Annotated in this window: 19 protein-coding genes; 14 read left to right on the forward strand and 5 right to left on the reverse strand. The window is 73.8% G+C overall.

From position 1 onward, the window contains the following. Positions 1-115 precede the first annotated feature (115 nt). The 3 genes from ACFY3U_RS20240 to ACFY3U_RS20250 all read right to left on the reverse strand — a co-directional run bounded on the left by ACFY3U_RS20240 (position 116) and on the right by ACFY3U_RS20250 (position 2,492). Entirely contained in the window at positions 116-811 is a 696-nt protein-coding gene (locus ACFY3U_RS20240) for a winged helix-turn-helix domain-containing protein (RefSeq protein WP_387203701.1), read from the reverse strand. 201 nt (positions 812-1,012) lie between these two features. Continuing rightward, positions 1,013-1,681, reverse strand: a complete 669-nt coding sequence (locus ACFY3U_RS20245) for a DUF305 domain-containing protein (protein WP_387203704.1) — start codon at positions 1,679-1,681, stop codon at positions 1,013-1,015. A gap of 10 nt (positions 1,682-1,691) precedes the next feature. Then, positions 1,692-2,492 (reverse strand): DUF3105 domain-containing protein, encoded by an 801-nt coding sequence (locus ACFY3U_RS20250; protein WP_387203707.1) that lies wholly within the window; start codon positions 2,490-2,492, stop codon positions 1,692-1,694. Between the two features lie 96 nt (positions 2,493-2,588). On the opposite strand from ACFY3U_RS20250, the gene argS reads away from it, so the two are divergent. The 8 genes from argS (at position 2,589) to rho (ending at position 16,306) form a co-directional block, all read left to right on the forward strand. After that, complete coding sequence (argS, locus tag ACFY3U_RS20255) at positions 2,589-4,253, forward strand: arginine--tRNA ligase (protein WP_387203710.1); 1,665 nt, start codon at positions 2,589-2,591, stop codon at positions 4,251-4,253. Positions 4,254-4,259: 6 nt separating this feature from the next. Further along, positions 4,260-5,642, forward strand: a complete 1,383-nt coding sequence (gene lysA / locus ACFY3U_RS20260; RefSeq protein ID WP_387203713.1) for a diaminopimelate decarboxylase — start codon at positions 4,260-4,262, stop codon at positions 5,640-5,642. Continuing rightward, positions 5,639-6,964, forward strand: a complete 1,326-nt coding sequence (locus ACFY3U_RS20265) for a homoserine dehydrogenase (RefSeq protein WP_387203716.1) — start codon at positions 5,639-5,641, stop codon at positions 6,962-6,964. The genes lysA and ACFY3U_RS20265 overlap by 4 nt, the downstream gene beginning before the upstream one ends. A gap of 105 nt (positions 6,965-7,069) precedes the next feature. Next, on the forward strand, positions 7,070-8,119 hold the full coding sequence (gene thrC / locus ACFY3U_RS20270; RefSeq protein WP_387203719.1) for a threonine synthase: 1,050 nt from the start codon (positions 7,070-7,072) through the stop codon (positions 8,117-8,119). Positions 8,120-8,218: 99 nt separating this feature from the next. Further along, on the forward strand, positions 8,219-11,491 hold the full coding sequence (locus ACFY3U_RS20275; RefSeq protein ID WP_387203722.1) for an efflux RND transporter permease subunit: 3,273 nt from the start codon (positions 8,219-8,221) through the stop codon (positions 11,489-11,491). Positions 11,492-11,645: 154 nt separating this feature from the next. Further along, positions 11,646-12,917, forward strand: a complete 1,272-nt coding sequence (locus tag ACFY3U_RS20280) for an MFS transporter (RefSeq protein ID WP_387203725.1) — start codon at positions 11,646-11,648, stop codon at positions 12,915-12,917. A 4-nt stretch (positions 12,918-12,921) separates the two neighbouring features. Next, positions 12,922-13,869 (forward strand): homoserine kinase, encoded by a 948-nt coding sequence (thrB, locus tag ACFY3U_RS20285; RefSeq protein WP_387203728.1) that lies wholly within the window; start codon positions 12,922-12,924, stop codon positions 13,867-13,869. 298 nt (positions 13,870-14,167) lie between these two features. After that, positions 14,168-16,306, forward strand: coding sequence for a transcription termination factor Rho (rho, locus tag ACFY3U_RS20290; protein WP_387203731.1), 2,139 nt, complete (start codon positions 14,168-14,170; stop codon positions 16,304-16,306). Positions 16,307-16,413: 107 nt separating this feature from the next. On the opposite strand, the gene ACFY3U_RS20295 is transcribed toward rho, so the two are convergent. After that, the gene (locus ACFY3U_RS20295) at positions 16,414-17,403 is read right to left on the reverse strand and encodes an AAA family ATPase (protein ID WP_387203734.1); all 990 of its coding nucleotides are present in this window, start codon (positions 17,401-17,403) and stop codon (positions 16,414-16,416) included. Positions 17,404-17,636: 233 nt separating this feature from the next. Between ACFY3U_RS20295 and rpmE the strand changes: the two genes are divergently transcribed. Continuing rightward, a complete protein-coding gene (gene rpmE / locus ACFY3U_RS20300) occupies positions 17,637-17,861 on the forward strand; it encodes a 50S ribosomal protein L31 (RefSeq protein ID WP_387203737.1) in 225 nt (74 codons plus the stop codon). Positions 17,862-17,960: 99 nt separating this feature from the next. Next, positions 17,961-19,049, forward strand: coding sequence for a peptide chain release factor 1 (gene prfA, locus ACFY3U_RS20305; RefSeq protein WP_387203740.1), 1,089 nt, complete (start codon positions 17,961-17,963; stop codon positions 19,047-19,049). Between the two features lie 18 nt (positions 19,050-19,067). Here the strand turns inward: prfA and ACFY3U_RS20310 are convergent, their stop codons facing one another. After that, on the reverse strand, positions 19,068-20,618 hold the full coding sequence (locus ACFY3U_RS20310) for a diguanylate cyclase domain-containing protein (RefSeq protein ID WP_387203743.1): 1,551 nt from the start codon (positions 20,616-20,618) through the stop codon (positions 19,068-19,070). Between the two features lie 75 nt (positions 20,619-20,693). Between ACFY3U_RS20310 and prmC the strand changes: the two genes are divergently transcribed. From prmC to ACFY3U_RS20330, 4 genes are all read left to right on the forward strand, one after another. Further along, entirely contained in the window at positions 20,694-21,641 is a 948-nt protein-coding gene (gene prmC / locus ACFY3U_RS20315; protein ID WP_387203746.1) for a peptide chain release factor N(5)-glutamine methyltransferase, read from the forward strand. Next, the gene (locus ACFY3U_RS20320; protein ID WP_387204225.1) at positions 21,641-22,285 is read left to right on the forward strand and encodes an L-threonylcarbamoyladenylate synthase; all 645 of its coding nucleotides are present in this window, start codon (positions 21,641-21,643) and stop codon (positions 22,283-22,285) included. The genes prmC and ACFY3U_RS20320 overlap by 1 nt, the downstream gene beginning before the upstream one ends. Continuing rightward, positions 22,286-22,918 carry a phosphotyrosine protein phosphatase gene (locus ACFY3U_RS20325; RefSeq protein WP_387203748.1) on the forward strand — a complete coding sequence of 211 codons (633 nt, stop codon included), beginning with the start codon at positions 22,286-22,288 and terminating at the stop codon, positions 22,916-22,918. A gap of 133 nt (positions 22,919-23,051) precedes the next feature. Further along, complete coding sequence (locus ACFY3U_RS20330) at positions 23,052-25,169, forward strand: transglycosylase domain-containing protein (RefSeq protein WP_387203750.1); 2,118 nt, start codon at positions 23,052-23,054, stop codon at positions 25,167-25,169. Positions 25,170-25,174 lie beyond the last annotated feature (5 nt).

The following is a 25,174-nucleotide window of genomic DNA, read 5'->3' on the forward strand; positions in this document are numbered from 1 at the left end:
GGTGAGTGCACGAGTAGTCCTCCCGGCCACGGTCGACAGATCCCGTTCAAGACCCGAAGTCAGTTAGGGGGCGGGTCAGACCGGACCGGGAGGACCCTCTCGCACATCCTCACTGTTAGGCGGCGGCGAGGGTGCGGCCGCAGCTGGGGAGGGGGTGCAGGACGATGCGGCGGGGGAGGCGGCGGGGCCACTCGTTCTTCGGCCAGGAGCCGTCCACGATCAGGTGCACCGTCCGCTCCTGGGCGCCGCTGAGCCGCAGCACGAAGTCCCGGGGCAGCGGTGCGTCCACGCCCGGCGTGGTGACCATGAACCGGACCCGCCCGCGCGACGAGACCGCGGAGATCACGTCGGCGGCGGGCATGGTGCCGCGCAGTCGGATCCGCCCGATCCAGTAGACCTCCGCGTCGTGCTCCTGGGCCACCCGGGTGATCGCCGGGTAGTCCAGGCGTACCCAGCGCTCCACCGCGCCGACGCAGAGCCCGCAGGCGCGCTCCCGCGGCTCCCGCGGGCCCAATCCCCAGGCCCGCAGGTACGCCCCGACGGTGCCGGCGTCCGTGGTCAGGTCGAACCGCCGCTGGATCAGCGCGGCCAGGCTCTGCCGCGTCCACAGCTCGTCGTCCAGCCCGAACTCGTCGGGGTGGACGCCCCGCAGCACGTCGATCAGTTCGAGTTCCTGCTCGCGGCTGAGCGCTCCGGACTCGCCCTGCCGATGTCCGCGACGGATGGCTGCCACCGCTCCGTCACCGCCGATGGTGTGGCGCCGGCACCAGCTGGTGACCGAGCGCCGCGCGTCTCTGAGTGCAACCCCCACGTCCTGCGCAACGAGCCCGAATCATAACTGGTCACGATATGTGGGGAGAAAAGTCTCTAACGAGTTCAATGGGTTGCATGTTGCGATTGGTGCTAAAGCCATCAAAGTGCCATCAAAGCACCACCAAGGTCGTAGAAGCGCGGAGGCCCGCGTGCCGCCGAAGCGGTACGCGGGCCTCCGGAGACGCCGGGGCGGAACGGCTCAGCCGCCCAGCCGCTTGAGCGCGTTGTTCATGTTGGTCAGGTCGGTCTGCTGGGTGTTCTTCATGACCTGGGCCACCCGCAGCACCTCGTCGTCGTGCCCCTCGTCGAGGACGCCGTCGAGCATGTGGATCCCGCCGAGGTGGTGCTTGATCATCATCTTCAGGAACAGCACGTCCAGCTGGCGACCCTGGGCGGCGCGCAGCGCGGCCATCTCGTCGGCCGTCGCCACCCCCGGCATCAGCCCGTCGTGCATCAGGGCGGGGCCGTCCGGCATCCAGGCCATCCGCTCCTGCGAGCCGGTCGGGTCCAGCCCCCAGGAGCGCAGCCAGGCCTGCATGGTGCCGATCTCACCCTGCTGGCCGGTGGCGATGTCGCCGCCGATCTGCCGCACCTCGGGGTCGGTGCCCCGCTGGAAGGCGATCAGCCCCATCTCCACCGCCTGGGCGTGGTGGGTGCTCATGTCCCGGGCGAAGCCCGCCTCGGCCGAGGTGTCACCCGGGCGGGTGAGCTTCGGCGTCAACAGGCCGCCGGCGTACCCGAGGAGCAGCCCGACCACGACGGCGGCGGCGAGCGCGAGCACGCCGTAGCGCCCCGCGGCGCGCCGGCCGACGTCGCCGGTGACCGGGGTCTCGTCCGGTGGGCTGGCCGTCGTCGGTGAGGCGGTCATCGCACCGTCCTTACTGGGTGGGCTGCTGCTGCTGGACGTTGTCCCGCGGGGTGGTGCCGGTGGCGGTGATGCCCTGGCCGCAGTTGGCGTTCGGGCCCTCGACCGAGGCGTTCACCCGCAGCGTCTTGATGAACTCGTCGATCCGGCCGTCGTCGGCGTTGTCGACCTTGAGCTGGTAACCCCAAGCCTGCAGGGAGATCGGCTTGTCCAGCCCGTCGAACGGGCTGAGCATCATCTTCTCCTTGCCCTGCACCTTCGCCTTGAGCTTCGCCACCTGGTCGGCCGGCAGGTCGGGGCGGTAGGTGATCCAGACCGTGCCGTGCTCCATGCTGTGCACCGCGTGCTCGTTGGCGATCGGCGCGTCGTAGACGTCGCCCATGCAGTTCTGCCAGGCCGGGTTGTGCGGGCCGGCGACCGGCGGGAGGACGTCGTACTTGATCGGGCCCTGCTGGTGCTGGCCGCCCTGGACGAGCTTGTCGTCCTTCTTGCGGTAGTCCACGATGCCGCTGATGCCGTCGGCGCGCTTCTCCCACGGCTTCGAGCCCTGGAACGTCGCGTAGGCGCCGTACCCGATGATCGCCACGAACAGGACGCCGACGGCGGCGAAGAGGGCGATCGGCCCCCAGGAGCGGCCCTGGCTCACCTTGACCGGCGTGACCGGCTTGCGTGGGCCCTTGCCGCCGCCCGCGGTCTGGCGCGGAGTCGTCGACGGCTTGCCCGCGCCGGACGCGGGCCGGCCGGCGGCCGGCTTCTTGCCGGTGCTGACCACGGTCGGGCGGCGCTCGGGGCCGCCCGGGGTGCTGATGCTCATCGTGCCTCGTCAGGTCGGTCGGTCAGGGATCTGGCGGGCCGGTGACGCGAAGGGTCGCCGCCGAGTGCCCGAGTCTACCCCCGATAACATGGTTCGGTGACTCCCGCAGAACTCGCCGAGGTCGTCCTGTCCGCCGCCCACGCCGTCTTCACCGACCGGGGCCTGGACCCGGCCGCCCTGCCGGCCCGTACGGCGGTGGAGCGCCCGCGCAATCCCGAGCACGGCGACTACGCCTCCACGCTCGCGCTGCAGCTCAGCAAGAAGGTCGGCGTCCCGCCGCGGGAGCTGGCCGGCGCCCTGGCCGAGCAGCTCGGCCGCGCCGAGGGGGTCAAGTCGGTGGAGATCGCCGGCCCCGGCTTCCTCAACATCCGGCTGGACGCGGCCGCCGCCGGCCAGCTGGCCCGGGTGATCGTCGAGGCCGGCGAGGCGTACGGGCGCAGCGACCGGCTGGCCGGCGAGAAGATCAACCTGGAGTTCGTCTCGGCCAACCCGACCGGCCCGGTGCACATCGGCGGGGTCCGCTGGGCGGCCGTCGGCGACGCGCTGAGCCGGCTGCTGCGGGCCACCGGCGCCGAGGTCGGCACGGAGTACTACTTCAACGACGCGGGCTCCCAGATCGACAGGTTCGCCCGGTCGCTGCTCGCCGCGGCCAAGGGAGAGCCGGCGCCGGAGGACGGCTACGGCGGGGCGTACATCGCCGAGATCGCCGAGGCCGTCCGGGGGATCCGGCCGGACGTGCTGGAGCAGGACGACGCCGCCGCCCAGGAGACCTTCCGGATCGAGGGCGTGGCGCTGATGTTCGCCGAGATCAAGGCCTCGCTGGCCGCGTTCGGGGTGCACTTCGACACGTACTTCAACGAGAAGGACCTGCACGAACGGGGCGAGCTGGACCTCGCCCTGGAGCGGCTGCGGGCCCAGGGCCACCTGTTCGAGGCCGACGGGGCGACCTGGCTGCGCACCACCGACTTCGGCGACGACAAGGACCGGGTGCTGCGCAAGTCCAACGGCGAGTGGACGTACTTCGCCGCCGACTGCGCCTACTACCTGGACAAGCGCGAGCGCGGCTTCGAGCGGGTCGTGATCATGCTGGGCGCCGACCACCACGGCTACATCGGCCGGATGAAGGCGATGGCCGCCTGCTTCGGCGACGACCCGGCCGTCAACCTGGAGATCCTGATCGGCCAGCTGGTAAACCTGGTCCGCGACGGGCAGCCGGTGCGGATGAGCAAGCGGGCCGGCACGGTGGTCACCCTGGAGGACCTGGTCGACGCGATCGGCGTGGACGCCTCCCGGTACGCGCTGGCCCGCTACTCCAGCGACTCCCCGATCGACATCGACGTCGAGCTGTGGACCCGGGCCACCCGCGACAACCCGGTCTACTACGTGCAGTACGTCGCGGCCCGGACGGCCAGCGTCGGGCGCAACGCCGCCGAGGTCGGCCTGAGTCGGGGCGACGCGGCCGCGTTCGACCCCGGCCTGCTCGACCACGAGAAGGAGAACGAGCTGCTCAAGGCGCTCGCCGAGTTCCCCGCCGTGGTCGCCTCCGCCGCCGAGCTGCGCGAGCCGCACCGGGTGGCCCGCTACCTGGAGGACCTCTCCGGGGCGTACCACCGGTTCTACGACAGCTGCCGGATCCTGCCCCGGGGCGACGAGGAGGTCACCGACCTGCACCGGGCCCGGCTCTGGCTGAACGACGCCACTCGGACGGTGATCGCCAACGGCCTGCGGCTGCTCGGCGTCTCCGCCCCCGAGCGGATGTAACCCGACATGCGCGCGCACGAGGCCGGCGCCCTGCACGGCGACATCGGCAGCCGCCCGCCGTGGCTGCGGCCCCCGGCCGACGTCAACGACCTGGTGCCGCAGCTGTGGCCGCGCAACGTGGCGCGCGGCGCCGACGGCGCGCTCACGGTCGCCGGCCTGCCCGTCGGCGACCTGGCCGCCGAGTACGGCACCCCGGTGTACGTCCTCGACGAGGACGATCTGCGCTCCCGGTGCCGGGACTTCCGGGCCGCCTTCGACGGCGCGGACGTCTACTACGCCGGCAAGGCGTTCCTCTGCCGCGCGGTGGTCCGGATGATCGCCGAGGAGGGCCTGTTCCTCGACGTGTGCACCGGCGGCGAGCTGGCCACCGCGCTGGCCGCCGGGATGCCCCCCGAGCGGATCGGCTTCCACGGCAACAACAAGTCGACCGCCGAGCTGACCCGGGCGCTGGACGCGGGGGTGGGGAGGATCATCCTCGACTCGTTCACCGAGATCGACCGGCTCACCGCGCTGGCCCGGGAGCGCGGGGTCCGCCCCGGCGTGCTGATCCGGGTCACCGTCGGGGTGGAGGCGCACACCCACGAGTTCATCGCCACCGCCCACGAGGATCAGAAGTTCGGCTTCTCGCTGGCCGGCGGGGCGGCCGCCGAGGCGGCGTTCCGGGTGCTCGACGAGGACGTCCTGGAGCTGCGCGGGCTGCACTCGCACATCGGCTCGCAGATCTTCGACGCCGCCGGCTTCGAGGTCTCCGCCCGCCGGGTGCTCGGCCTGCAGGCCCAGCTCCGGGACGCGCGCGGGGTGCAGCTGCCCGAGCTGGACCTGGGCGGCGGCTTCGGCATCGCGTACACCACCCAGGACGACCCGGCCACCGCGCAGGATCTCGCCAAGCGGCTGCGCCGGATCGTCGAGGCGGAGTGCGCGGCGGAGAACCTGGCCGTGCCGCACCTGTCCATCGAGCCGGGGCGGGCGATCGTCGGGCCGGCCGTGTTCACCCTGTACGAGGTGGGCACGGTCAAAGACGTGGACGGCATCCGGACGTACGTGAGCGTGGACGGGGGGATGAGCGACAACATCCGGACCGCGCTCTACGACGCGTCGTACTCGGCCACCGTGGCCAACCGGGCGTCGCAGGCCGGGCCGATGCTCGCCCGCGTGGTGGGAAAGCACTGTGAGTCCGGGGACATCGTGGTGAAGGATGAATTCCTGCCCGCCGACGTGCAGCCCGGAGATCTTGTCGCGGTGCCCGGCACCGGGGCGTACTGCCGGAGCATGGCCAGCAACTACAACCACGTGCCCCGGCCGCCGGTGGTCGCGGTGCGCGACGGTCGGGCCCGGCTGATCGTCCGGCGGGAGACCGAAGCGGATCTGCTGGCATTGGATGTGGGATGACGTCACCCGTTCGTTTGGCGCTGCTCGGCTGCGGAACCGTGGGCAGCGAGGTGGTCCGGCTGCTGCACGAGCAGTCCGCCGACCTCACCGCCCGGATCGGCGCCCCGCTGGAGATCGCCGGCATCGCCGTACGCCGGACCGGTCGCGACCGCGGTGACCTGCCGGTCGACCCGGCGCTGTTCACCACCGACCCGCTCGGGCTGATCAAGCGCGACGACGTGGACGTGGTGGTCGAGGTGGTCGGCGGGATCGAGACGGCGCGCGGCTGGCTGGTGGAGGCGCTGCGGGCCGGCAAGAGCGTGGTCACCGCCAACAAGGCGCTGCTCGCCGAGGACGGCGCCAGCCTGCACGACGCGGCAGCCGAGGGCGGCGCCGACCTCTACTACGAGGCCAGCGTGGCCGGCGCCATCCCGCTGCTGCGCCCGCTGCGCGAGTCGCTGCACGGGGACAGGATCAACCGGGTCACCGGCATCGTCAACGGCACCACCAACTTCATCCTCTCCGCCATGGACGCCACCGGCGCCGGCTTCGCCGAGGCGCTGGAGGAGGCCACCGAGCTGGGGTACGCCGAGGCGGACCCGACGGCCGACGTGGAGGGCTTCGACGCCGCCGCCAAGGCCGCCATCCTCGCCTCGCTGGCCTTCCACACCCGGGTCTCCGCCGCGGACGTGCACCGCGAGGGCATCACCGAGGTGACCGCCGCCGACGTGGCCAGCGCCAAGGCGATGGGCTGCACCATCAAGCTGCTCTGCATCGCCGCCCGGGGGGTGGACGACGTGGGCCGCGAGACGGTGAGCGTCCGGGTGCACCCGGCGATGATCCCGCTGAGCCACCCGCTGGCCGGTGTCGGCGACGCGTTCAACGCGGTCTTCGTCGAGGCCGAGGCGGCCGGGCAGTTGATGTTCTACGGCCGGGGCGCCGGTGGCGCGCCGACCGCCAGCGCGGTGCTCGGCGACGTGGTGGCGGTGGCCCGCAACCGGCTCGCCGGGGCCCGGGCGGCCAGCGAGTCCGCGTACGCGGACCTGGCGGTGCGGCCGATGGGCGAGGCGCTCACCCGCTACCACGTCAGTCTCGACGTGGCCGACCGCCCCGGTGTGCTGCAGGCCGTCGCCGGGGTGTTCGCCCGGCACGACGTCTCCATCGCCACCGTCCGGCAGGGCCCGGCCGGCGGCGGACCGGCCGGCCGGGGCGCGGACGCCGACCTGGTGATCGTCACCCACGTCGCGCCGGACGCCGCGCTCGCCGCCACCGTCCGCGAGCTGCGCGGGCTGGACATCGTCCGCTCGGTGGCCAGCGTGCTGCGAGTCGAGGGCGGCGCGTAACCCGCCGTCTCGCCTGATGGTTAGGGACGGGTGCGCCGGGTGCCGCCGTGCGCCGGTGGTGGAGTCTGGCAGGCGAGCAGAGCCGACTGAGGCGAGGAGAGCGACATGTGGCGCGGTCTGATCGAGACGTACCGGGACCGGCTGCCGGTCACCGACGCCACCCCCGTCGTCACCCTGCACGAGGGGAACACCCCGCTGCTGCCCGCGCCGGCGCTCGCCGACCGGCTCGGCTGCGAGGTGCACCTGAAGGTGGAGGGGGCCAACCCGACCGGCTCGTTCAAGGACCGCGGCATGACCGTCGCGGTCTCCAAGGCGGTCGAGGCCGGCGACAAGGCGATCATCTGCGCCTCCACCGGCAACACCAGCGCCTCCGCCGCGGCGTACGCGGCCCGGGCCGGGATCACCTGCGCGGTGCTGGTGCCGCGGGGCAAGATCGCGCTGGGCAAGCTGGCCCAGGCGCTGGTGCACGGCGCGAAGCTGCTCCAGGTGCAGGGCAACTTCGACGACTGCCTCGCGCTCGCCTCGAAGCTCGCCCAGGACTACCCGGTGGCCCTGGTCAACTCGGTGAACCCGGACCGGCTGCACGGGCAGAAGACCGCCGCGTTCGAGATCGTCGAGGCGCTCGGCGACGCACCGGACATCCACTGCCTGCCGGTCGGCAACGCCGGCAACGTCTCCGCGTACTGGATGGGCTACTCCGACGACCTGCTGGCGGGCAACGCCACGAAGGCCCCGAAGATGTACGGCTTCCAGGCCGCCGGCGCCGCCCCGATCGTCACCGGTCAGGTGGTGCACGAGCCGGCCACCATCGCCACCGCCATCCGGATCGGCAACCCGGCCAGCTGGACCAAGGCGGTCGACGCCCGGGACGCCTCGCAGGGCCTGATCGCCGCGGTCACCGACCGGGAGATCCTGTCGGCGTACCGGCTGCTCGCCCGCGAGGTCGGGGTCTTCGTCGAGCTGGGCAGCGCGGCCAGCGTGGCCGGCCTGCTCCAGCAGGCCGCCGCCGGCCGGGTGCCGGCCGGGTCCACGGTGGTCTGCACGGTGACCGGGCACGGCCTGAAGGACCCGGAGTGGGCCATCTCCACCGCGCCCGCGCCGCTCACCATCGCCAACGACGCGCTGGCCGCGGCCCGCTCGCTCGACCTTGCCTGAGCCCGACGGGGTAGCGCGCCCCGACGGGGTCGGGGAAGATCGGGTCGGGCACACTTTGCGTACCCCGTATGCCCCTCTCCCCAGGAGTGAGCCAAGCTGATGTCGCTGCTCGCCAGATCCAGTCTCGCCAACCGGGGGTTGGTCGCCCTCATCGCGGTGGTGACCGCGCTGTTCGGGGCGTTCGCCGTGCCCTCCCTGAAGCAGCAGCTCCTGCCGTCGCTGGAGTTCCCCGGCGCCTTCGTCGTCGCGGTCTATCCCGGCGCCGGCCCCGAGGTCGTCGAGTCCCAGGTCACCGAGCCCATCGAGACCAGCCTCCAGGGCATCCGCGGGCTGGAGAAGGTCACCTCGGTCTCCCGGGAGGGCTCGGCCACCGTCTCGGTGCAGTTCGCGTTCGGCACCGACATCGACGCCGCCGCCAACAAGATGCAGACGGCGCTCGGGCGGATCGACGCGCAGCTGCCCGACGCGGTCGACCCGCAGGTGATCACGGGCAGCACCGACGACTTCCCGGCCGTGGTGCTGGCCGCCACCGGCGGCGACGACCAGCGCGCGCTGGTGGAGAAGCTGCGCGCCACCGTCGTACCAGAGCTGGAGGGGATCGACGGCGTCCGCACCGTCGCGATCACCGGGGCCCGCGACCAGGTCGTCACGGTCACCCCGAACCCGGCGAAGTTCGCCGCCGCGAAGCTGGCGCCGACCGCCATCGGCGCCGCGCTGAAGACCAACGGCGTCACCGTCCCGGCCGGCGCCCTCGCCGACGGCACGCGGTCCCTGCCGGTGCAGGTCGGCACCCCGATCGCCACCCTGGACGAGCTGCGCGGCATCGTGCTCACCCCGAGCGCCCCGGGCGCCCCGCCGGTCCGGCTCGGCGACGTGGCCACCGTCGAGCAGCAACTCGCCCCGGCCACCGCGCTCACCCGCACCAACGGCACCGACAGCATCGGCATCGCGGTCACCGCCGCACCGGACGGCAACGCGGTCCGCATCTCGCACGAGATTCGGGACCGGCTGGCCGACCTGCGCTCCGCCTCCGGCGCCGAGCTGACCGTGGTCTTCGACCAGGCGCCGTTCGTCGAGCGCTCGATCAAGAGCCTGACCACCGAGGGCCTGCTCGGCCTGCTGATGGCGGTCGTGGTGATCCTGGTCTTCCTGCTGTCGGTGCGCTCCACCCTGGTCACCGCGGTCTCCATCCCGCTGTCGGTGGTGGTGGCGCTGCTCGCGCTCTGGATCGGCGACTACTCGCTCAACCTGCTCACCCTCGGCGCGCTGACCATCGCGGTCGGCCGGGTGGTCGACGACTCGATCGTCGTGCTGGAGAACATCAAACGACACCTGGAGTACGGCGAGGAGAAGCGCTCGGCGATCGTCGCGGCGGTCCGCGAGGTGGCCGGCGCGGTGACCGCGTCCACCCTCACCACGGTCGCGGTGTTCGCGCCGATCGCGCTGGTCGGCGGCTTCGTCGGGCAGCTCTTCGCGCCGTTCGCGATCACCGTGACGGTGGCCCTGCTCGCCTCGCTGCTGGTCGCGCTGACGGTGATCCCGGTGCTGGCGTACTGGTTCCTCAAGCCGCCGAAGGCCGGCACGGACGGCGCCGCGCTGCGCCGGGCCGCCGAGGAGAAGGAGCTGCGCAGCCCGTTGCAGCGGGCGTACCTGCCGGCGATCGGCTTCGCCACCCGTTCCCGGGCCACCCGCTGGATCACCCTGGGCGTGGGCCTGCTGCTGCTGCTCGGCACCTTCGGCCTGGCCAGCCGGTTGCAGACGAACTTCCTGGACGACTCGGGCCAGGACACCCTCACCATCCAGCAGGAGCTGCCCGCCGGCACCGGCCTGGCCGGCACCGACGAGGCGGCCAAGCGGGTCGAGTCCGTGCTCGCCGACACCGCCGGGGTGAAGACGTACCAGGTGACCGCCGGCGGCACCGACCGGCCGTGGGAGGGCGGCGGTGGCAACAACACCGCCACCTGGTCGGTCGCCCTGGACGAGGGCACCGACGCCAAGGCGACCAAGGAGACCCTGCGGAAGAGCTTCGACGCCCTCGGCGACGGCGTCGGCGAGCTGACCTTCGGGCAGGGCCAGGGCGACCAGCTCGAGGTGGTCGTCCAGGCCGCCGACCCGGACGCGCTGGCCCGGGCGGCCGACGAGGCGAAGACCGCGCTGGCCGGGATCTCCGGCGTCGAGGACGTCTCGACCAGCCTCGCCCAGCGGGTGCCCCGGGTGGACGTGACCGTCGACCGGGTCGCCGCGGCCCGGGCCGGGCTGAGCGAGGCCGCCGTCGGGCAGCTGGTCGCCCAGGCGTACCGGGGCGCCCCGCTGGGGCAGGTGAACCTGGCCGACGCCCAGCAGGACGTGGTGCTGCGCACCAGCGCGACCCCGCCGCTGACCCTGGACCAGCTGCGGGCGCTGCCGGTCGGCCCGGTGAAGCTGGACGACATCGCCGACGTGACCGAGGGCGAGGGCCCGCAGCAGATCACCCGGATCGACGGTGAGCGCAGCGTCTCGGTGACCGGCACGGCCACCGGGTCGAACCTCGGCGCCACCACCACGGAGCTGAAGAAGCGGCTGGCCGACATCGACGTGCCGGGCGCGACCGTGACGGTGGGCGGGGCCAGCGCGCAGCAGGAGGACGCCTTCGGCGACCTCGGGCTGGCGGTGCTGGCGGCCATCGCGATCGTGTTCCTGATCATGGTGGCGACGTTCCGTAGCATCACCCAGGCGCTGATCCTGCTGATCTCGATCCCGTTCGCGGCGACCGGCGCCATCGCGCTGCTGCTGGCCACCGGCACTCCGCTGGGCGTGCCCGCGCTGATCGGCGTGTTGATGCTGGTCGGCATCGTGGTCACCAACGCGATCGTGCTGCTGGATCTGATCAACCAGTACCGGGCCCGGGGGATGAGCGTCGCCGAGGCGGTCCTCGAGGGCGGCCGGCGCCGGCTGCGGCCGATCCTGATGACCGCGGTCGCCACCATCTTCGCGCTGCTGCCGATGGCTCTCGGGCTGACCGGCGAGGGTGGCTTCATCTCGCAGCCGCTCGCGGTGGTGGTGATCGGCGGCCTGCTCAGCTCGACGCTGCTCACCCTGGTCCTGGTGCCGACGCTCTACACGATGGTGGAGCGCACCAAGGAGTCGCTGCGGGAGCGCCGGGCCCGGCGCGGCGGCGCCGGTGACGTACCGGCCGAGCCGGCGCCCGCGGACCGACCGACCGCCGAGCCGGTCCCGGCCCACGCCGGGGGTACGCCGACCACGGCGGACCCGGCCACGGCCGAGCCGGCGCCCCGGTCGGCGCCGTCGGCGGCCCTGGTGGACGGCACCGACCAGTTCGAGGTGCTGCGGCTGCCGCGCAGCCGCCAGTCGCCGCTGCCACCGGCCGAGTAGTCCGCGACCGACCACGCGCCCCCGGCCCGGTGCCACCACCGGCCGGGGGCGCGTCGCGTCCGGTGGTCCGCGGTCGGAGCGGCCGGCGCGGTCGGGTCGGATGTCCGTCGGGCCACCCGGCCGGGTCGCCCGCGCGCGGGTAGGGTTCCGGCACGTGTCACCCACGTGGTCGGTCCTCACCCGCAACCGGAACTTCCGCAATCTCTTCCTGGCCGAGCTGGTGGTCTTCGGGGCCGACTGGTTCGTCATGGTGCCGCTGCTGGTGCTGCTCAAGCAGCTGACCGACAGCGGCGTGTGGGGCGCCCTGGTGCTGGCCCTGGACACCGGCGTGGTGGCCCTGCTGCTGCCGTACACCGGCACCATCGCCGACCGGTTCGACCGCAAGAAGATCATGATGGTGGCCAACGGCGTGGCCCTGCTCGGCGTGCTGCTGCTGCTCGGCGTGCGCGGCGCCGGCACGGCCTGGCTGGCGTTGGCGGCGATCGCCGCGGTCGCGGTCGGCAAGGCGTTCTACTCGCCCGCCGCCCAGGCCGCCCTGCCCAACGTCCTCGACCCGGACGAGCTGGCGGTCGGCAACGCGGTCGCCGGCTCGGCCTGGGGCACCATGACCGTGGTCGGCGCCTCGCTCGGCGGCGTGCTGACCGAGGCGGCCGGCCCGTACGCCTGCTTCTGGGTGGGCGCGGTCGGCCTGGCGCTGGCCGCGGGCCTGGCCGCGCTGATCCGCCGCCCGCTGCAGGCGCCCCGGGAGGCCGACCGGCCGACCCCGCGCGCCTGGACGGCGATCCGCGAGGCGCTCGGCTACATCGGGCACCGGCCGCGGGTGCTGGCCCTGGTCACCGTCAAGTCCGCGGTCGGCCTCGGCAACGGGGTGCTGACCGTCTTCCCGCTGCTGGCCGGGGTGTACGGCGCGGGCCCGGCCGGCACCGGCCTGCTCTTCGCGTTCCGCGGCGCCGGGGCGCTGGTCGGGCCGATCCTGATGCGCCGGGTGCTGACCAACCGGGCCTGGCTGCTGCCCGGGCTGGCCCTGTCGATGTCCCTGTACGGCCTGGCCTACCTGGGCGCCTCGCTGGCGCACTGGTTCCCGCTGGTGCTGCTGCTGGTCTTCGTGGCGCACTTCGGCGGCGGCAGCAACTGGGTGCTGTCCAACTTCGCGCTGCAGGGTGAGGTGCCGGACCGGCTGCGGGGCCGGGTCTTCGCCACCGACATGATGCTCGCGACGCTGGCCATCTCGGTCAGCCAGCTGGTGGTCGCCGCGGTGGTGGACGTGGTGGACGAGCGGGTGGTGCTGGCCGGCTGCGGCCTGGTGACCCTGGTCTACGCGCTCGGCTGGCGGCTCGCCACCCGCCGGCTGTCGCTGTCGGACCCCACCCCGGATTCCCAGGAGTCGGGCGCGGCGGCGGAAGGTCGGACCCGCGACCTAGCATGAGCCCGTGCCGACGACTTTCGCCTCCGGGCCGGTGCGGGTGCGGACGCCCGCGACCAGCGCCAACCTGGGCCCGGGCTTCGACGCCCTGGGGCTCGCCCTCGGGCTGCACGACGACGTCACCGCCGAGGTGACCACGACCGGCGGCGTGACGGTGGAGGTCACCGGCGAGGGCGCGGCCGAGCTGCCGCGCGACGGCCGGCACCTGGTGGCCGCGTCCATGCGGACCGCCTTCGACCTGCTCGGCGGTCAGCCGGTCGGGTTGGCGGTGGAGTGCGTCAACCGGATCCCGCAGGCCCGTGGGCTGGGCTCCTCCTCCGCCGCGATCGTGGCCGGCGTGCTGCTGGCCCGGGCGCTGGTGACCGACGGCGAGCGGCGGCTCGACGACGCCGGGGTGCTGCGGCTGGCCGCCGAGATCGAGGGCCACCCGGACAACGTCGCGCCCTGCCTGCTCGGCGGCTTCACCGTCGCCTGGACGGAGCCCACCGGCGCCCGGGCCGTCTCGCTGGCCGTCGCCGAGGCGGTCCGGCCGACGGTGTTCGTGCCCGCCGAACGCGGTCTCACCGAGGTGGCCCGGGCGGCGCTGCCGGCGACCGTGCCGCACGCCGACGCCGCGTTGACCGCCGGCCGGGCGGCGCTGCTGGTGCACGCGTTGACCACCGAGCCGGCGCTGCTGCTGCCGGCCACCGTCGACCGGCTGCACCAGGGCTACCGGGCGGCCGGCATGCCGCGCACCGCGGCGCTGGTGGATGAGCTGCGTGCGGCGGGTGTGGCCGCCGTGGTCAGTGGGGCGGGGCCGACCGTGCTGGCCCTGACCGCGCCGCCCGACGGCTTCGATCCGGGAACAGGCTGGCAGGGGATCGGGTTGCCGATAGAGGTGCGCGGCGCCACCGTCGTACGGGGTAGAGTTGGACACGCCGAGCGGGGCCCTGTTGCCGCAGGTCGGAAGAGTTGATTACGCTCTAGCCTTAGCACAGCCGCGAAGCATGCGATCTCCCTGCGGGACGGCGCACCCCCGAAGCTCTCGGCGGTAAGCCCGTCACCCCTGCTCAAGGCAGCCGCCACACCGCAGTTTCCGCAGGTCGCCGCAGGCGGCGAGACCCGCTCACCGAGGTCTGGTGGGTCGGGATACCGACCGGCTGTCGTGCTACAGACTCCCGCGACGCGTCAATGCGAGGCGGGTGCACCGAGGCCGCCCGGCCACCTGGTTCTTCGAACCCGGGCAGTCCCGGCCTATCGAGGGAAGGAATCCATTGAGCGACACCACCGACGTGACGTCGGATGTTTCCAACGTCGCTGGCGATGCCACCACCGCCGCCCCCGCCCGCCGTCGGCGTAGCGGAACCGGCCTCTCGGCGATGCTGCTGCCGGAGCTGCAGAGCCTGGCCGCGTCGCTCGGCATCTCCGGCACCGCTCGCATGCGCAAGGGCGAGCTGATCAGCGCCATCTCCGAGCGGCAGGGCGGCGCCGCCACCGGCACCCCTCGACCCCGGGCCGAGGTTGCCGCGGCGGCCGCACCCGTCCGCGAGGAGGTGCACGCCGAGGTTCGCGAGGAGCGGGCCGAGCCGGCGCCTGCCGCTGCGGCCGGCGAGACCGAGGGTCGCACCCGGACCAGGCGCACCCGCGCCGCCGCCGGCGAGGCGCGGGCCACCGAGGCCCGGACCGAGGCGGCCCCCGCCGAGACCGGCGAGCGGACCGACCGTGCCGAGCGGACCGACCGTGCTGAGCGGACCGACCGTGCCGAGCGGACCGACCGTGCTGAGCGGACCGACCGTGCCGAGCGGACCGACCGTGCTGAGCGGACCGACCGGAACGAGCGGGCGGACCGCAACGACGGCGCCGACCGTGTCGAGCGGACCGACCGGGGCGAGCGCGGCGACCGTAACGACCGGGGTGACCGCAACGACCGCGGGGAGCGCGGCGAGCGCACCGACCGGGGCGAGCGGGCGGACCGGGACCGGGGCGACCGCAACGACCGGGGCGACCGCAACGATCGGGGCGACCGCAACGAGCGCGGCGACCGTAACGACCGGGGCGAGCGGGCCGACCGCGGGGACCGCAACGAGCGGGCCGACCGTAACGACCGCAACGACCGGGGTCCGCAGCGCAACGACGACTCCGACGACGACGGTGAGGGTGGCGGCCGGCGCGGCCGGCGCAGCCGGTTCCGTGACCGTCGCCGGGGTCGGGGCGACCGTCCCGAGGGCGGCAACGACGGTGGCGGCCGCGAGCCGCAGGTCAGCGAGGACGACGTGCTCGTCCCGGTGGCCGGCATCATCGACGTGCTGGACAACTACGCCTTCGTCCGGACCACCGGCTACCTGGCCGGCCCGAACGACGTCTACGTCTCGATGTCCCAGATCAAGAAGTACGGCCTGCGCCGCGGTGACGCGATCACCGGTGCGGTCCGGGCCGCGAAGGACGGTGGCAACAGCGGCGACCAGCGGCGGGACAAGTACAACCCGCTGGTCCGGCTGGACACCATCAACGGCATGGAGCCGGATGAGGCCCGTCGGCGCCCCGAGTTCTACAAGCTCACCCCGCTCTACCCGCAGGAGCGACTGCGGCTGGAGACCGAGCCGCACATCCTCACCACCCGGGTGATCGACCTGGTGATGCCGATCGGCAAGGGGCAGCGCGCGCTGATCGTGTCGCCGCCGAAGGCCGGTAAGACGATGGTGCTGCAGGCCATCGCAAACGCCATCACCCGGAACAACCCGGAGTGCCACCTGATGGTGGTGCTGGTGGACGAGCGGCCGGAAGAGGTCACCGACATGCAGCGGTCGGTGAAGGGCGAGGTCATCGCGGCCACGTTCGACCGTCCGCCGCAGGACCACACCACGATCGCCGAGCTGGCCATCGAGCGGGCCAAGCGCCTGGTCGAGCTGGGCCACGACGTGGTCGTACTGCTCGACTCGGTGACCCGGCTCGGCCGGTCGTACAACCTGGCGGCGCCGGCCTCCGGCCGGATCATGTCCGGTGGTATCGACTCGACCGCGCTCTACCCGCCGAAGCGGTTCCTCGGCGCGGCCCGGAACATCGAGAACGGCGGCTCGCTGACCATCCTCGCCACCGCGCTGGTGGAGACCGGGTCCATGGCGGACACGGTCATCTTCGAGGAGTTCAAGGGCACCGGCAACGCCGAGCTGAAGCTGGACCGGAAGATCGCCGACAAGCGGGTCTTCCCGGCGATCGACATCAACCCCTCCGGCACGCGCAAGGAGGAGGTCCTGTTCGCGCCGGAGGAGCTGGCGATCATCCACAAGCTCCGCAAGGTGCTGCACTCACTGGACTCGCAGGCGGCGCTCGACCTGCTGCTGGACCGGCTCAAGCAGTCCCGCACCAACATCGAGTTCCTGATGCAGATCGCGAAGTCCACGCCGGGGGAGTGACCACCCCCGGTTGACCCACCACGAAGGGCACGGCCGTCCGGCCGTGCCCTTCGTGCCGTCCACCCTCCACTTCGGAGCGGTTGCCGGCCGGGCGCGCGGAGCCGGGCTCAGAAGTCGCCCTCGGCCACCTGGAAGACGGTCAGGCCGAGGGAGCGCCACATCCGGACCACCTGCTGCCGGTCGTCGAACACGCCGACCACCCGGTACCGGTCGCGGATCTCCCGCTCGTAGATCTCCCGCTTCACCACGGCGTCCCTGCGGGTGTCGCCGACCGCGCGCAGGTGCAACGCCAGGTACGGCACCCGTACGTGCCGGTCCAGCCAGGCCACCGTGGCGTCCCGGGCCGAGGCGTCCCGCCCGGAGCAGAAGACCACGCCGTACCCGGCGGCGTGCATGGCCCGGACCGCCTCGATCACCGCCTCGTTCGGCCGGTCCCGACCGACCCTGGTCATGTCGTACGGGCTGCGGGAGGTGGCCAGCGCGACGGTCCCGTCGATGTCGACCAGCACCACGGGCGGCGGCGCCGGGGTGGCCGGGTCGACGGCGCCGGGCCGGCCCACCCGGGCGGTGGGCACCGGCAGCGGTAACGGGCGATCGGCCAGGTAGCGCTCGTGCAGCCGGCGGATGTGGTGCGCGCCGACCCGGTCCGGTTCCGGCCGTGCGGCGTCCCGGCGCAGGCACTCGTCCAGGGGCACGTCGGTGAAGTCGTGCACCTCGAAGGCGGCGTCGTGCCGGGCGGCCAGGTCGGCCCACTCACGCAGGGTGCGGGCGCGCAGGTTGGTGTCGTCCACGCACACGCTCACCCCGGCGGCCAGCAGCGCCTCCACCTGGGCCCGCTGGGCGACGGTGACCTGGTACTCCGCCCGCTGGGTGAACAGCCGCTCGCCGTGCAGCATCCGGCGCAGGTCGTCCCGGTTCACCCGGGTCACCGCCGGTTGCAGGGTGCGGGCGAAGGTGGTCTTCCCGGAGGCGGGCAGCCCGCGGGTGGCGATCAGCCGGGGCGTCGGGGGCACTTCGGGCGTGGGGCGTACTCCGGACGCCGGGTGTACTTCGGGCGCCGGGCCGACGACGCGCGCCGCGGGGGACGAATCGGGCACGGTCCAACGGTAGCCGGGCGTGCGGGAATGCCGTCCGGGGGCGGCGGGAATGCGGTGGGGGAGGTGCGCGTTACTCCTGCCGGACCGATCGTGCGGCCCGCTCGGCGGGTCGGCTCACGCCCATGGCACACTGGTCAATCGGCCACGGTTCCGGTTCACGTCCTGGCCCCGGCACCCTGCGGGACCGATCAGCGACGACCCGGCGACCACCTGACGAAAGGACCGAAGGCGATATGAAGCCCAACACCCACCCGGAGTACACGACCACCGAGGTCAAGTGCTCCTGCGGCAACTCCTTCACGACCCGCAGCACCGCCAAGGGCGGCTCGATCACCGTCGAGACCTGCAGCGCCTGCCACCCGTTCTACACCGGCAAGCAGCGCGTCCTCGACACCGCCGGCCGGGTCGCGAAGTTCCAGCAGAAGTACGCCAAGGTTCAGGCCAAGAAGGCCAAGTAGCTCCACCGACGACGCCCGTGTCCGGCCCCGTGCCGGACGCGGGCGTTCGTCCGTTCCCGCCCGTTTCCCGCCCGGCCGTCGTCGAAGGAGCTTCCCCGCATGAGCAGCGAGCGTCTGGCCGCCCTCCTCGACGAGTACGCCGAGCTGGAGAAGCGGCTGGCCGATCCGGCCATCCACGCCGACCAGGGCACCGCCCGCCGGGTGGGTCGCCGGTACGCCGAGCTGGTCCCGCTGCACAAGGCGGCCGGCGAGCTGGAGCAGGCCCGCGCCGACCTGACCGCCGCCCGCGAGCTGGCGGCCGAGGACCCGGCCTTCGCCGCCGAGGCGGACGCGATCGCCGCCGGCCTCCCGGCCCTGGAGGAGCGGCTGGCCGAGCTGCTGATCCCCCGCGACCCGCACGACGCCAAGGACGTGATCATCGAGATCAAGGCCGGCGAGGGCGGCGAGGAGTCGGCGCTGTTCGCCGGCGACCTGCTGCGGATGTACACCCGGTACGCCGAGCGACACGGCTGGCTGACCGAGGTGATCGACGCGCAGGACTCCGACCTGGGCGGGGTCAAGGACGTCTCGCTGGCGATCAAGACCAAGGGTGTGCCGGAAGGCGGAAACGGCGTCTGGTCCCGGCTGAAGTGGGAGGGTGGCGTGCACCGGGTGCAGCGCGTCCCGGTGACCGAGTCGCAGGGCCGGATCCACACCAGCGCCGCCGGTGTGCTGGTGCTGCCCGAGGCCGAGGACGTCGACGTCACCATCGACCCGAACGACCTGCGGATCGACGTGTTCCGCTCATCCGGGCCCGGTGGCCAGTCGGTGAACACCACCGACTCGGCGGTCCGCATCACCCACCTGCCGACCGGTGTGGTGGTGTCCTGCCAGAACGAGAAGTCCCAGCTGCAGAACCGGGAGCAGGCCATGCGGATCCTGCGCGCCCGGCTGCTCGCGGTGGCCCAGGAGCAGGCGGACGCGGCCGCCTCGGACGTCCGCAAGGCGCAGGTGCGTACGGTTGACCGCTCGGAGCGGATCCGCACCTACAACTTCCCGCAGAACCGGATCACCGACCACCGGATCGGTTACACGGCGTACAACCTCGACCTGGCGCTGGCCGGCGAGCTGGACGGCGTCCTGGACGCGCTGGCCGAGGCCGACCGCGCCGCCCGCCTGGCCGGCGACACCGAACTCACCCGCCGCTGACGCACCCGCCCGCCTGGGTCAGCAGGCGCGGGGGCGGGTCTTGGCGCGGAGCATCTCGCGGTCGGCGATCTCGAACGCGGTGCCCAGGGCGTCGCGCAGCGAGGTGCCGGCGCCGTCCACCTCGGCGAAGCCGATGCTGACCCCGACCGGGGTGCCGGGCACCAGCGACTCCCAGTCCTCCGCGCGCACCGCCGCCTCGATCCGCCGGGCCACCTCGGCCGCCTCGGTCATCCCGGTGCCCGGCAGCACCACCACGAACTCGTCGCCGCCGTAGCGGGCCACGAAGTCGCCCCGGCGCATCACCCGGTTGACCACCCCGGCGATCCGTTGCAGCACCAGATCGCCGGAGTGGTGGCCGTGCCGGGTGTTGACCGCCTTGAAGCCGTCCAGGTCGCAGACGCCGATCACCACCCGCTCGCCGCGGGACACCATCGCGCCGATGTACCGCTCCAACCGCCGGCGGTTCGGCAGGCCGGTCAGCGGGTCGGTGAGCGCCTCGCCCTCGTACCGGGCGGCCTCCCGGCGCATCTCCTCGTGGTCGATCCGGGCCGCGATGCCGTCGATGTAGACGTCCCGCAGCCGGTCGTTGCGCTGCCCGGCGAGTCGGAAGGCGATCCGGTCGGCGCGGTGCGCCGCCGCGTGGTCCCCGGCCCGGGCGAGGGCGAGGCTGCGCAGTCGGGCCGGCTCGGCCGCGCCCAGGGTCTCGTCGGAGACCCGGCTGGTGTCCAGCCGGGTGACCGCCTCGATCGGCCGGCCGTCGGCGATCGCCAGGCACGCCTGGCCGAGCTGGCGCATCTCCCGCGCCCGGACGCTGTCCCCGCCGTGCCGCAGCAGCGCCGCCGGGTCGGTGGCGCCGGCGGCTTCCGCCCGGTCGCCGAGCGCGGCCCGGCGGGTCGCCGCGTAGCCGTACGCGGCGAGGCTGCTCGGCCGGATCCGGTCGGCGCGGCCGTCCCGGACGAACCGCTCCAGGTCGGCGGCGATGTCGCGGAGCACCCGTAGGCAGCCGTCGCTGTCGCCGTGATGGTCCAGCGCGACGGCGTTGCGCAGCCGGATTCCCGGGGCGGCGAACATCTCCTCGGGGATGCCGGCGGACGCGCCCAACTGGCGGGCCCGCTCGATCGCGCCGAGCGCGTACCCGTGGAAGCTCAGGTAGGAGTACGCCATCGCGAGGTCGTGCCAGCCCCAGGCGGTGTCCCGGTCCCGGTCCTCCGCCGCGCCCAGCGCCCGGGCGGCCCGGACCAGGTGGGTGACGCAGCGGTCCAGCGCGCCCTGGTGGTGGGCGGCCAGCCCGGCCAGCGCGTTGAGGTGCCCGTGCAGGTACGGCTCGGGGAGGTCGCGCACCGCGGTGAAGGCATCCTCGATGGCCCGGGTGAACTCGGCCGTCCGGCCGAGATTGATCAGCCCGCAGAGCCGCTGCACCAACGCGTCGGCCCGGGTGTACGGGTCAGTGGTGGTGTGCAGCACCCGGTCGAGGACGGTGACCGCCTCGGCCGACCGGTCGGTCTCCTGCAGTTCACGGGCGTGCGTGAGGGCGTCAACCTGGTCGTCGACCCGGTCGAGCCATCCCACCTGGCACCCTCCCTGTCGGTGTGCGCCCGGACGCACCCGCTCGTGTCGTCAACCCCGACGCTTCATGATTATGTCGTGACCTCCCTCCCGCGCCACCCCCCCGAAGGGGCAGAACGCGAACGGCCCTCGGTGGCCGTGGCCCGCGCCGCCCGTACCCTCGCCGCCGCCGGGGTGGAGTCGGCCCGGGCCGACGCCGAGCTGCTCGCCGCGTACGTGCTGGGGGTGCCCCGGGGCCGGTTGGCGCTGGCCGACGGGTTCGCCGCGGACCAGCGGGACCGGTACGCGGCGCTGGTGGCCCGACGGGCGGCCCGGGAGCCGTTGCAGCACCTCACCGGCGTCGCCGCCTTCCGGCACCTGGAGCTGGCGGTCGGCCCCGGGGTGTTCGTGCCCCGCCCGGAGACCGAGCTGCTGGCCGGTTGGGGGATCGCCCGGGCGGCTGCCGAACCCGAGCCGGTGGTGGCCGACCTGTGCAGCGGCTCGGGCGCGATCGCGCTGGCGGTGGCCCAGGAGGTGCCCTCGGCCCGGGTGGTCGCGGTGGAGCGCTCGCCGGCCGCGCTGGCCTGGCTGCGGCGCAACGCCGCCGACCGGGCAGCCGCCGGGGACCGGCCGGTGCAGGTGGTCGAGGCCGACGTCACCGACCCCGAGCTGCTGGCCGGGCTGCTGGGCCGGGTGGACGTGCTGCTGTGCAATCCGCCGTACGTGCCGCGGGCGGTGGCCGTACCCCCGGAGGTGGCCGGTCACGACCCGGACGAGGCGGTCTTCGGTGGGGCGGACGGGCTGGCGGTGATCCGGCCGGTGCTGGCCCGGGCCGCGGTGCTGCTGCGGCCGGGCGGGTCGCTGGGCGTCGAGCACGACGACACGCACGCCACGGCGGTGCCCGCGCTGCTGTCCGGCGACGGCCGGTACGAGCGGGTGCGCGAGCACCCGGACCTCGCCGGCCGGCCCCGCTTCGCCACCGCGTCCCGTCGCGGGGACGGCCCCCACGCCGGAGCGGGCGCGGCGTGGCAGACTGGCTCCTCGTGATGCTCTACGACTGCCGGTCCCCCGCCGACCGCGACCGCGGCATCGCCGCCGCGATCGAGGCGGTCAAGAACGGCGAGCTGGTGGTCCTGCCCACGGACACGGTCTACGGGATCGGCGCGGACGCCTTCACCCCGTACGCGGTGAAGGCCCTGGGCGACGCCAAGGGCGGCGGGCGGGCGGCGCCCCCGGTGCTGATCGGCTCCCGGCACACCCTCGACGGCCTGGTCTTCTCGCTGCCGCGGGCGGCCCGCGACCTGGTCGAGGCGTTCTGGCCGGGCGCGCTCACCATCGTGGTGGAGCACTCGCCGAGCCTGCAGTGGGACCTCGGCGACGCCGGCGGCACGGTGGCGGTGCGGATGCCGCTGCACCCGGTGGCGCTGGAGGTGCTGCGGGAGACCGGCCCGATGGCGGTCGCCTCGGCCAACAAGGCCGGCCAGCCGGCCGCGCTGACCGCCGAGGAGGCCCGCACCCAGCTCAGCTACTCGGTCCGGGCGTACCTGGAGGCCGGGCCGTGCCCGGACCCGGTGCCCAGCACGATCGTCGACCTGACCGGTGAGGTGCCCCGGCTGGTGCGGCCGGGCGCGATCAGCCTGGACAAGCTCCGCGAGGTGGCCCCCGACCTGGTCGACGAGCGGGGGGCCTGAGTGCCGCCGTTCACCGTCCTGCACGTGTGCATGGGCAACATCTGCCGCTCCCCGATGGCCGAGCGCCTGCTGGTGCTGGCCGTCCGCGAGCGGCTGGGCCGGCTGGGCGCCGACCCGGACGACGTCGACGCGCTGCTGCACAGCCACAGCGCGGGCACCGGTGGTTGGCACGCCGGCGAGGAGATGAACCCGCCGGCCGCCCGCCAGGTGCTGGCCCGCGGCGGTGACGTCACCGGGTTCGCCGCCCGCAAGCTGCGCTCGGATCTGATCGACGCCGCCGACCTGGTCCTCACCGCCACCGCCGACCAGCAGGAGTACGTGGTGGCGCTGCGCCCCGACGCGGCGGCCCGGACGTTCGTGCTGGGGGAGTTCGGCCGGCTGCTCGGCGCGCTGGACACCGGCGCGCTGCCCCCGGCGGAGCCCACCCCGGGCGCCGTGCACGCCCGCGGGGTGGCCCTGGTGGCGGCGGTGGACGCGGCCCGGCAGGGCGCCGGCCCGTTGCACTCGGACGACCTGGACGACCCGTGGGGCCGCGGTGACCAGTGCTTCAGCCGGGTCGCCGACGAGATCGAGGAGACGGTGCACCCGCTGACCGCGACGCTGCTGCCCGCGCCGGCGGCCCCGACCGGGTGACCCGGGCGGCGAGTCCGGCGCGGCGCCCGGTGGGGTGATCGCGAGCCGCATCCGGATTCGCCGAAAGGTGAGGGATTGGGCGGTTTGCCGGGTCATGCTGGACGGGTCCTGACGGCTCCTGCGGGGAGAACTCATGATCCGGGCCCAGCTCGACAAGTTGTTCACCGTGCTGATCGCCGGGGTGCTCGCCGGGCTGGTGCTGGCGGCCGCCGCGCTCCCGCTCGCGCTGGTGTTCGGGGTCGGCTTCGGCGCGCTCGCCGGGCCGTACGCGGAGCTGCCGAACAGCCTGCGCACCCCGCCGACCGCCCAGCGGTCCAACCTGTACGCCAACGACGGCACCACCCTGATCACCTCGTTCTACACCGAGGACCGGGTGGAGGTGCCGCTGACGAAGGTCGCCCCGGTGATGCGGCAGGCCATCGTGGCCGCCGAGGACGCCCGCTTCTACCAGCACAAGGGCGTGGACCTGCGGGGCGTGGTGCGAGCCTTCACCGTGAACCGGCGGGACGGGAGGACCCGGCAGGGCGCCTCCACGCTGACCATGCAGTACGTCCGCAACGTGCTCGGCAACGATCCCCGGCTCACCGAGGAGCAGCGCCGCAAGGCGACCGAAATCAGCACCGCCCGCAAGCTCCAGGAGATGCGGTACGCGCTGGCGCTGGAGCGGGAGCTGAACAAGGACCAGATCCTGTCCCGCTACCTGAACATCGCCTACTTCGGCGCCGGGGCGTACGGGATCGCGGCCGCCGCGAAGCGCTACTTCTCCACCAGCCCGGCGAAGCTCAGCCTGGCCCAGGCGACCCTGCTGGCCGGGCTGGTGCGCTCACCGGACACGGACGAACCGATCCACGGCGACGCCGACGCGGCGCTGGGTCGCCGGGCGTACGTGCTGGACCGGATGGTCGAGCTGGGGCAGGTGCCGGCCGCGGACGCGGCGACGGCCAAGGCCGCCCCGCTGGCGCTGCGACCCAGCGAGACCCCCAACGACTGCACGGCGGTGCCCGAGCGGCAGAACGACTGGGGCTTCTTCTGCGACTGGTTCACCCAGTGGTGGAGCGCCCAGCCGGCGTTCGGCGCCACCGCCGCCGAACGGCAGGACAACCTGCGCCGGGGCGGCTTCCGGATCGTCTCCTCGCTCGACCCGGCGGTGCAGAGCGCCACCGTCCGGGAGGTGCGGGACATCTACGGCGAGGACGACCGGCGGGCGGTGCCCACCGCGGTGGTCCAGCCGGGCACCGGGCGGGTGCTCGCGCTGGCGGTCAACCGCGTCTACAGCGTCGCGGCGAACCCGCGCGGCCAGAAGAACTACCCGAACACGGTGAACCAGCTGGTCGCCGGCGGCAACGGCATCGAGGGGTACCAGGCCGGCTCGACGTTCAAGCTGTTCACCATGCTGGCCGCGCTGGAGTCGGGGCTGCCGCTGGAGACCGGCTTCAACGCCCCGGGCCGGATCCTCACCCGCTTTCCGGTCGACGACGCCGCGGCCAGCTGCGGCGGCCGCTGGTGCCCGGCGAACGCCACCCCGTCCTGGATGAACGGCTACCGGACCATGTGGACCGCCTTCGGCCGCTCGGTGAACACCTACTTCGCCTGGCTGACCGAGCAGGTCGGGGCGGACCGGGTGGTGGAGATGGCGCAGCGGCTGGGCATCACGTTCCGCGCCGCCGACGACGCCGAACTGGCCGCCCACGGCGCGAAGGACTGGGGGGCGTTCACTCTGGGCGTCTCCTCCACCACCCCGCTCGACCTGGCCAACGCGTATGCCACGGTGGCCGCCGAGGGCACCTGGTGCGCGCCGCTGCCGGTGATGTCGATCACCGACAGCTCCGGTCACCAGGTGGCCGCCGGGCGGCCGGACTGCCGGCAGGTGATCGACACCGACGTGGCCCGAGCGGCCGCCGACGCGGCCCGCTGCCCGGTCGGCGACCAGTCGATGTACGGCCGTTGCGACGGTGGCACGGCCCCGCAGCTGCGGTCGCTGGTGGGCCGCCCGGTGGCCGGCAAGACCGGCAGCTCGGAGCGGAACGAGACCGAGTCGGTGGTGGCCTTCACCCCGCAGCTCGCGATCGCCTCGATCGCGGCGAACCCGGACGACCCCCGGGACGCCGTCGGCGCCGCCGTCCAGTCCCGGATGGTCGACGCCGTCGGCCGGGTCCTCCTCTCCACTCTCTACGACACCCCCGTCCGCGACTTCGTCCCCCCGTCGGAATCCGTCACCTACCGCCGCACCCCACCCCGCACCGGCAACTGACCCCG

The organism is Micromonospora sp. NPDC000089, assembly GCF_042899365.1.
Lineage (GTDB): Bacteria > Actinomycetota > Actinomycetes > Mycobacteriales > Micromonosporaceae > Micromonospora.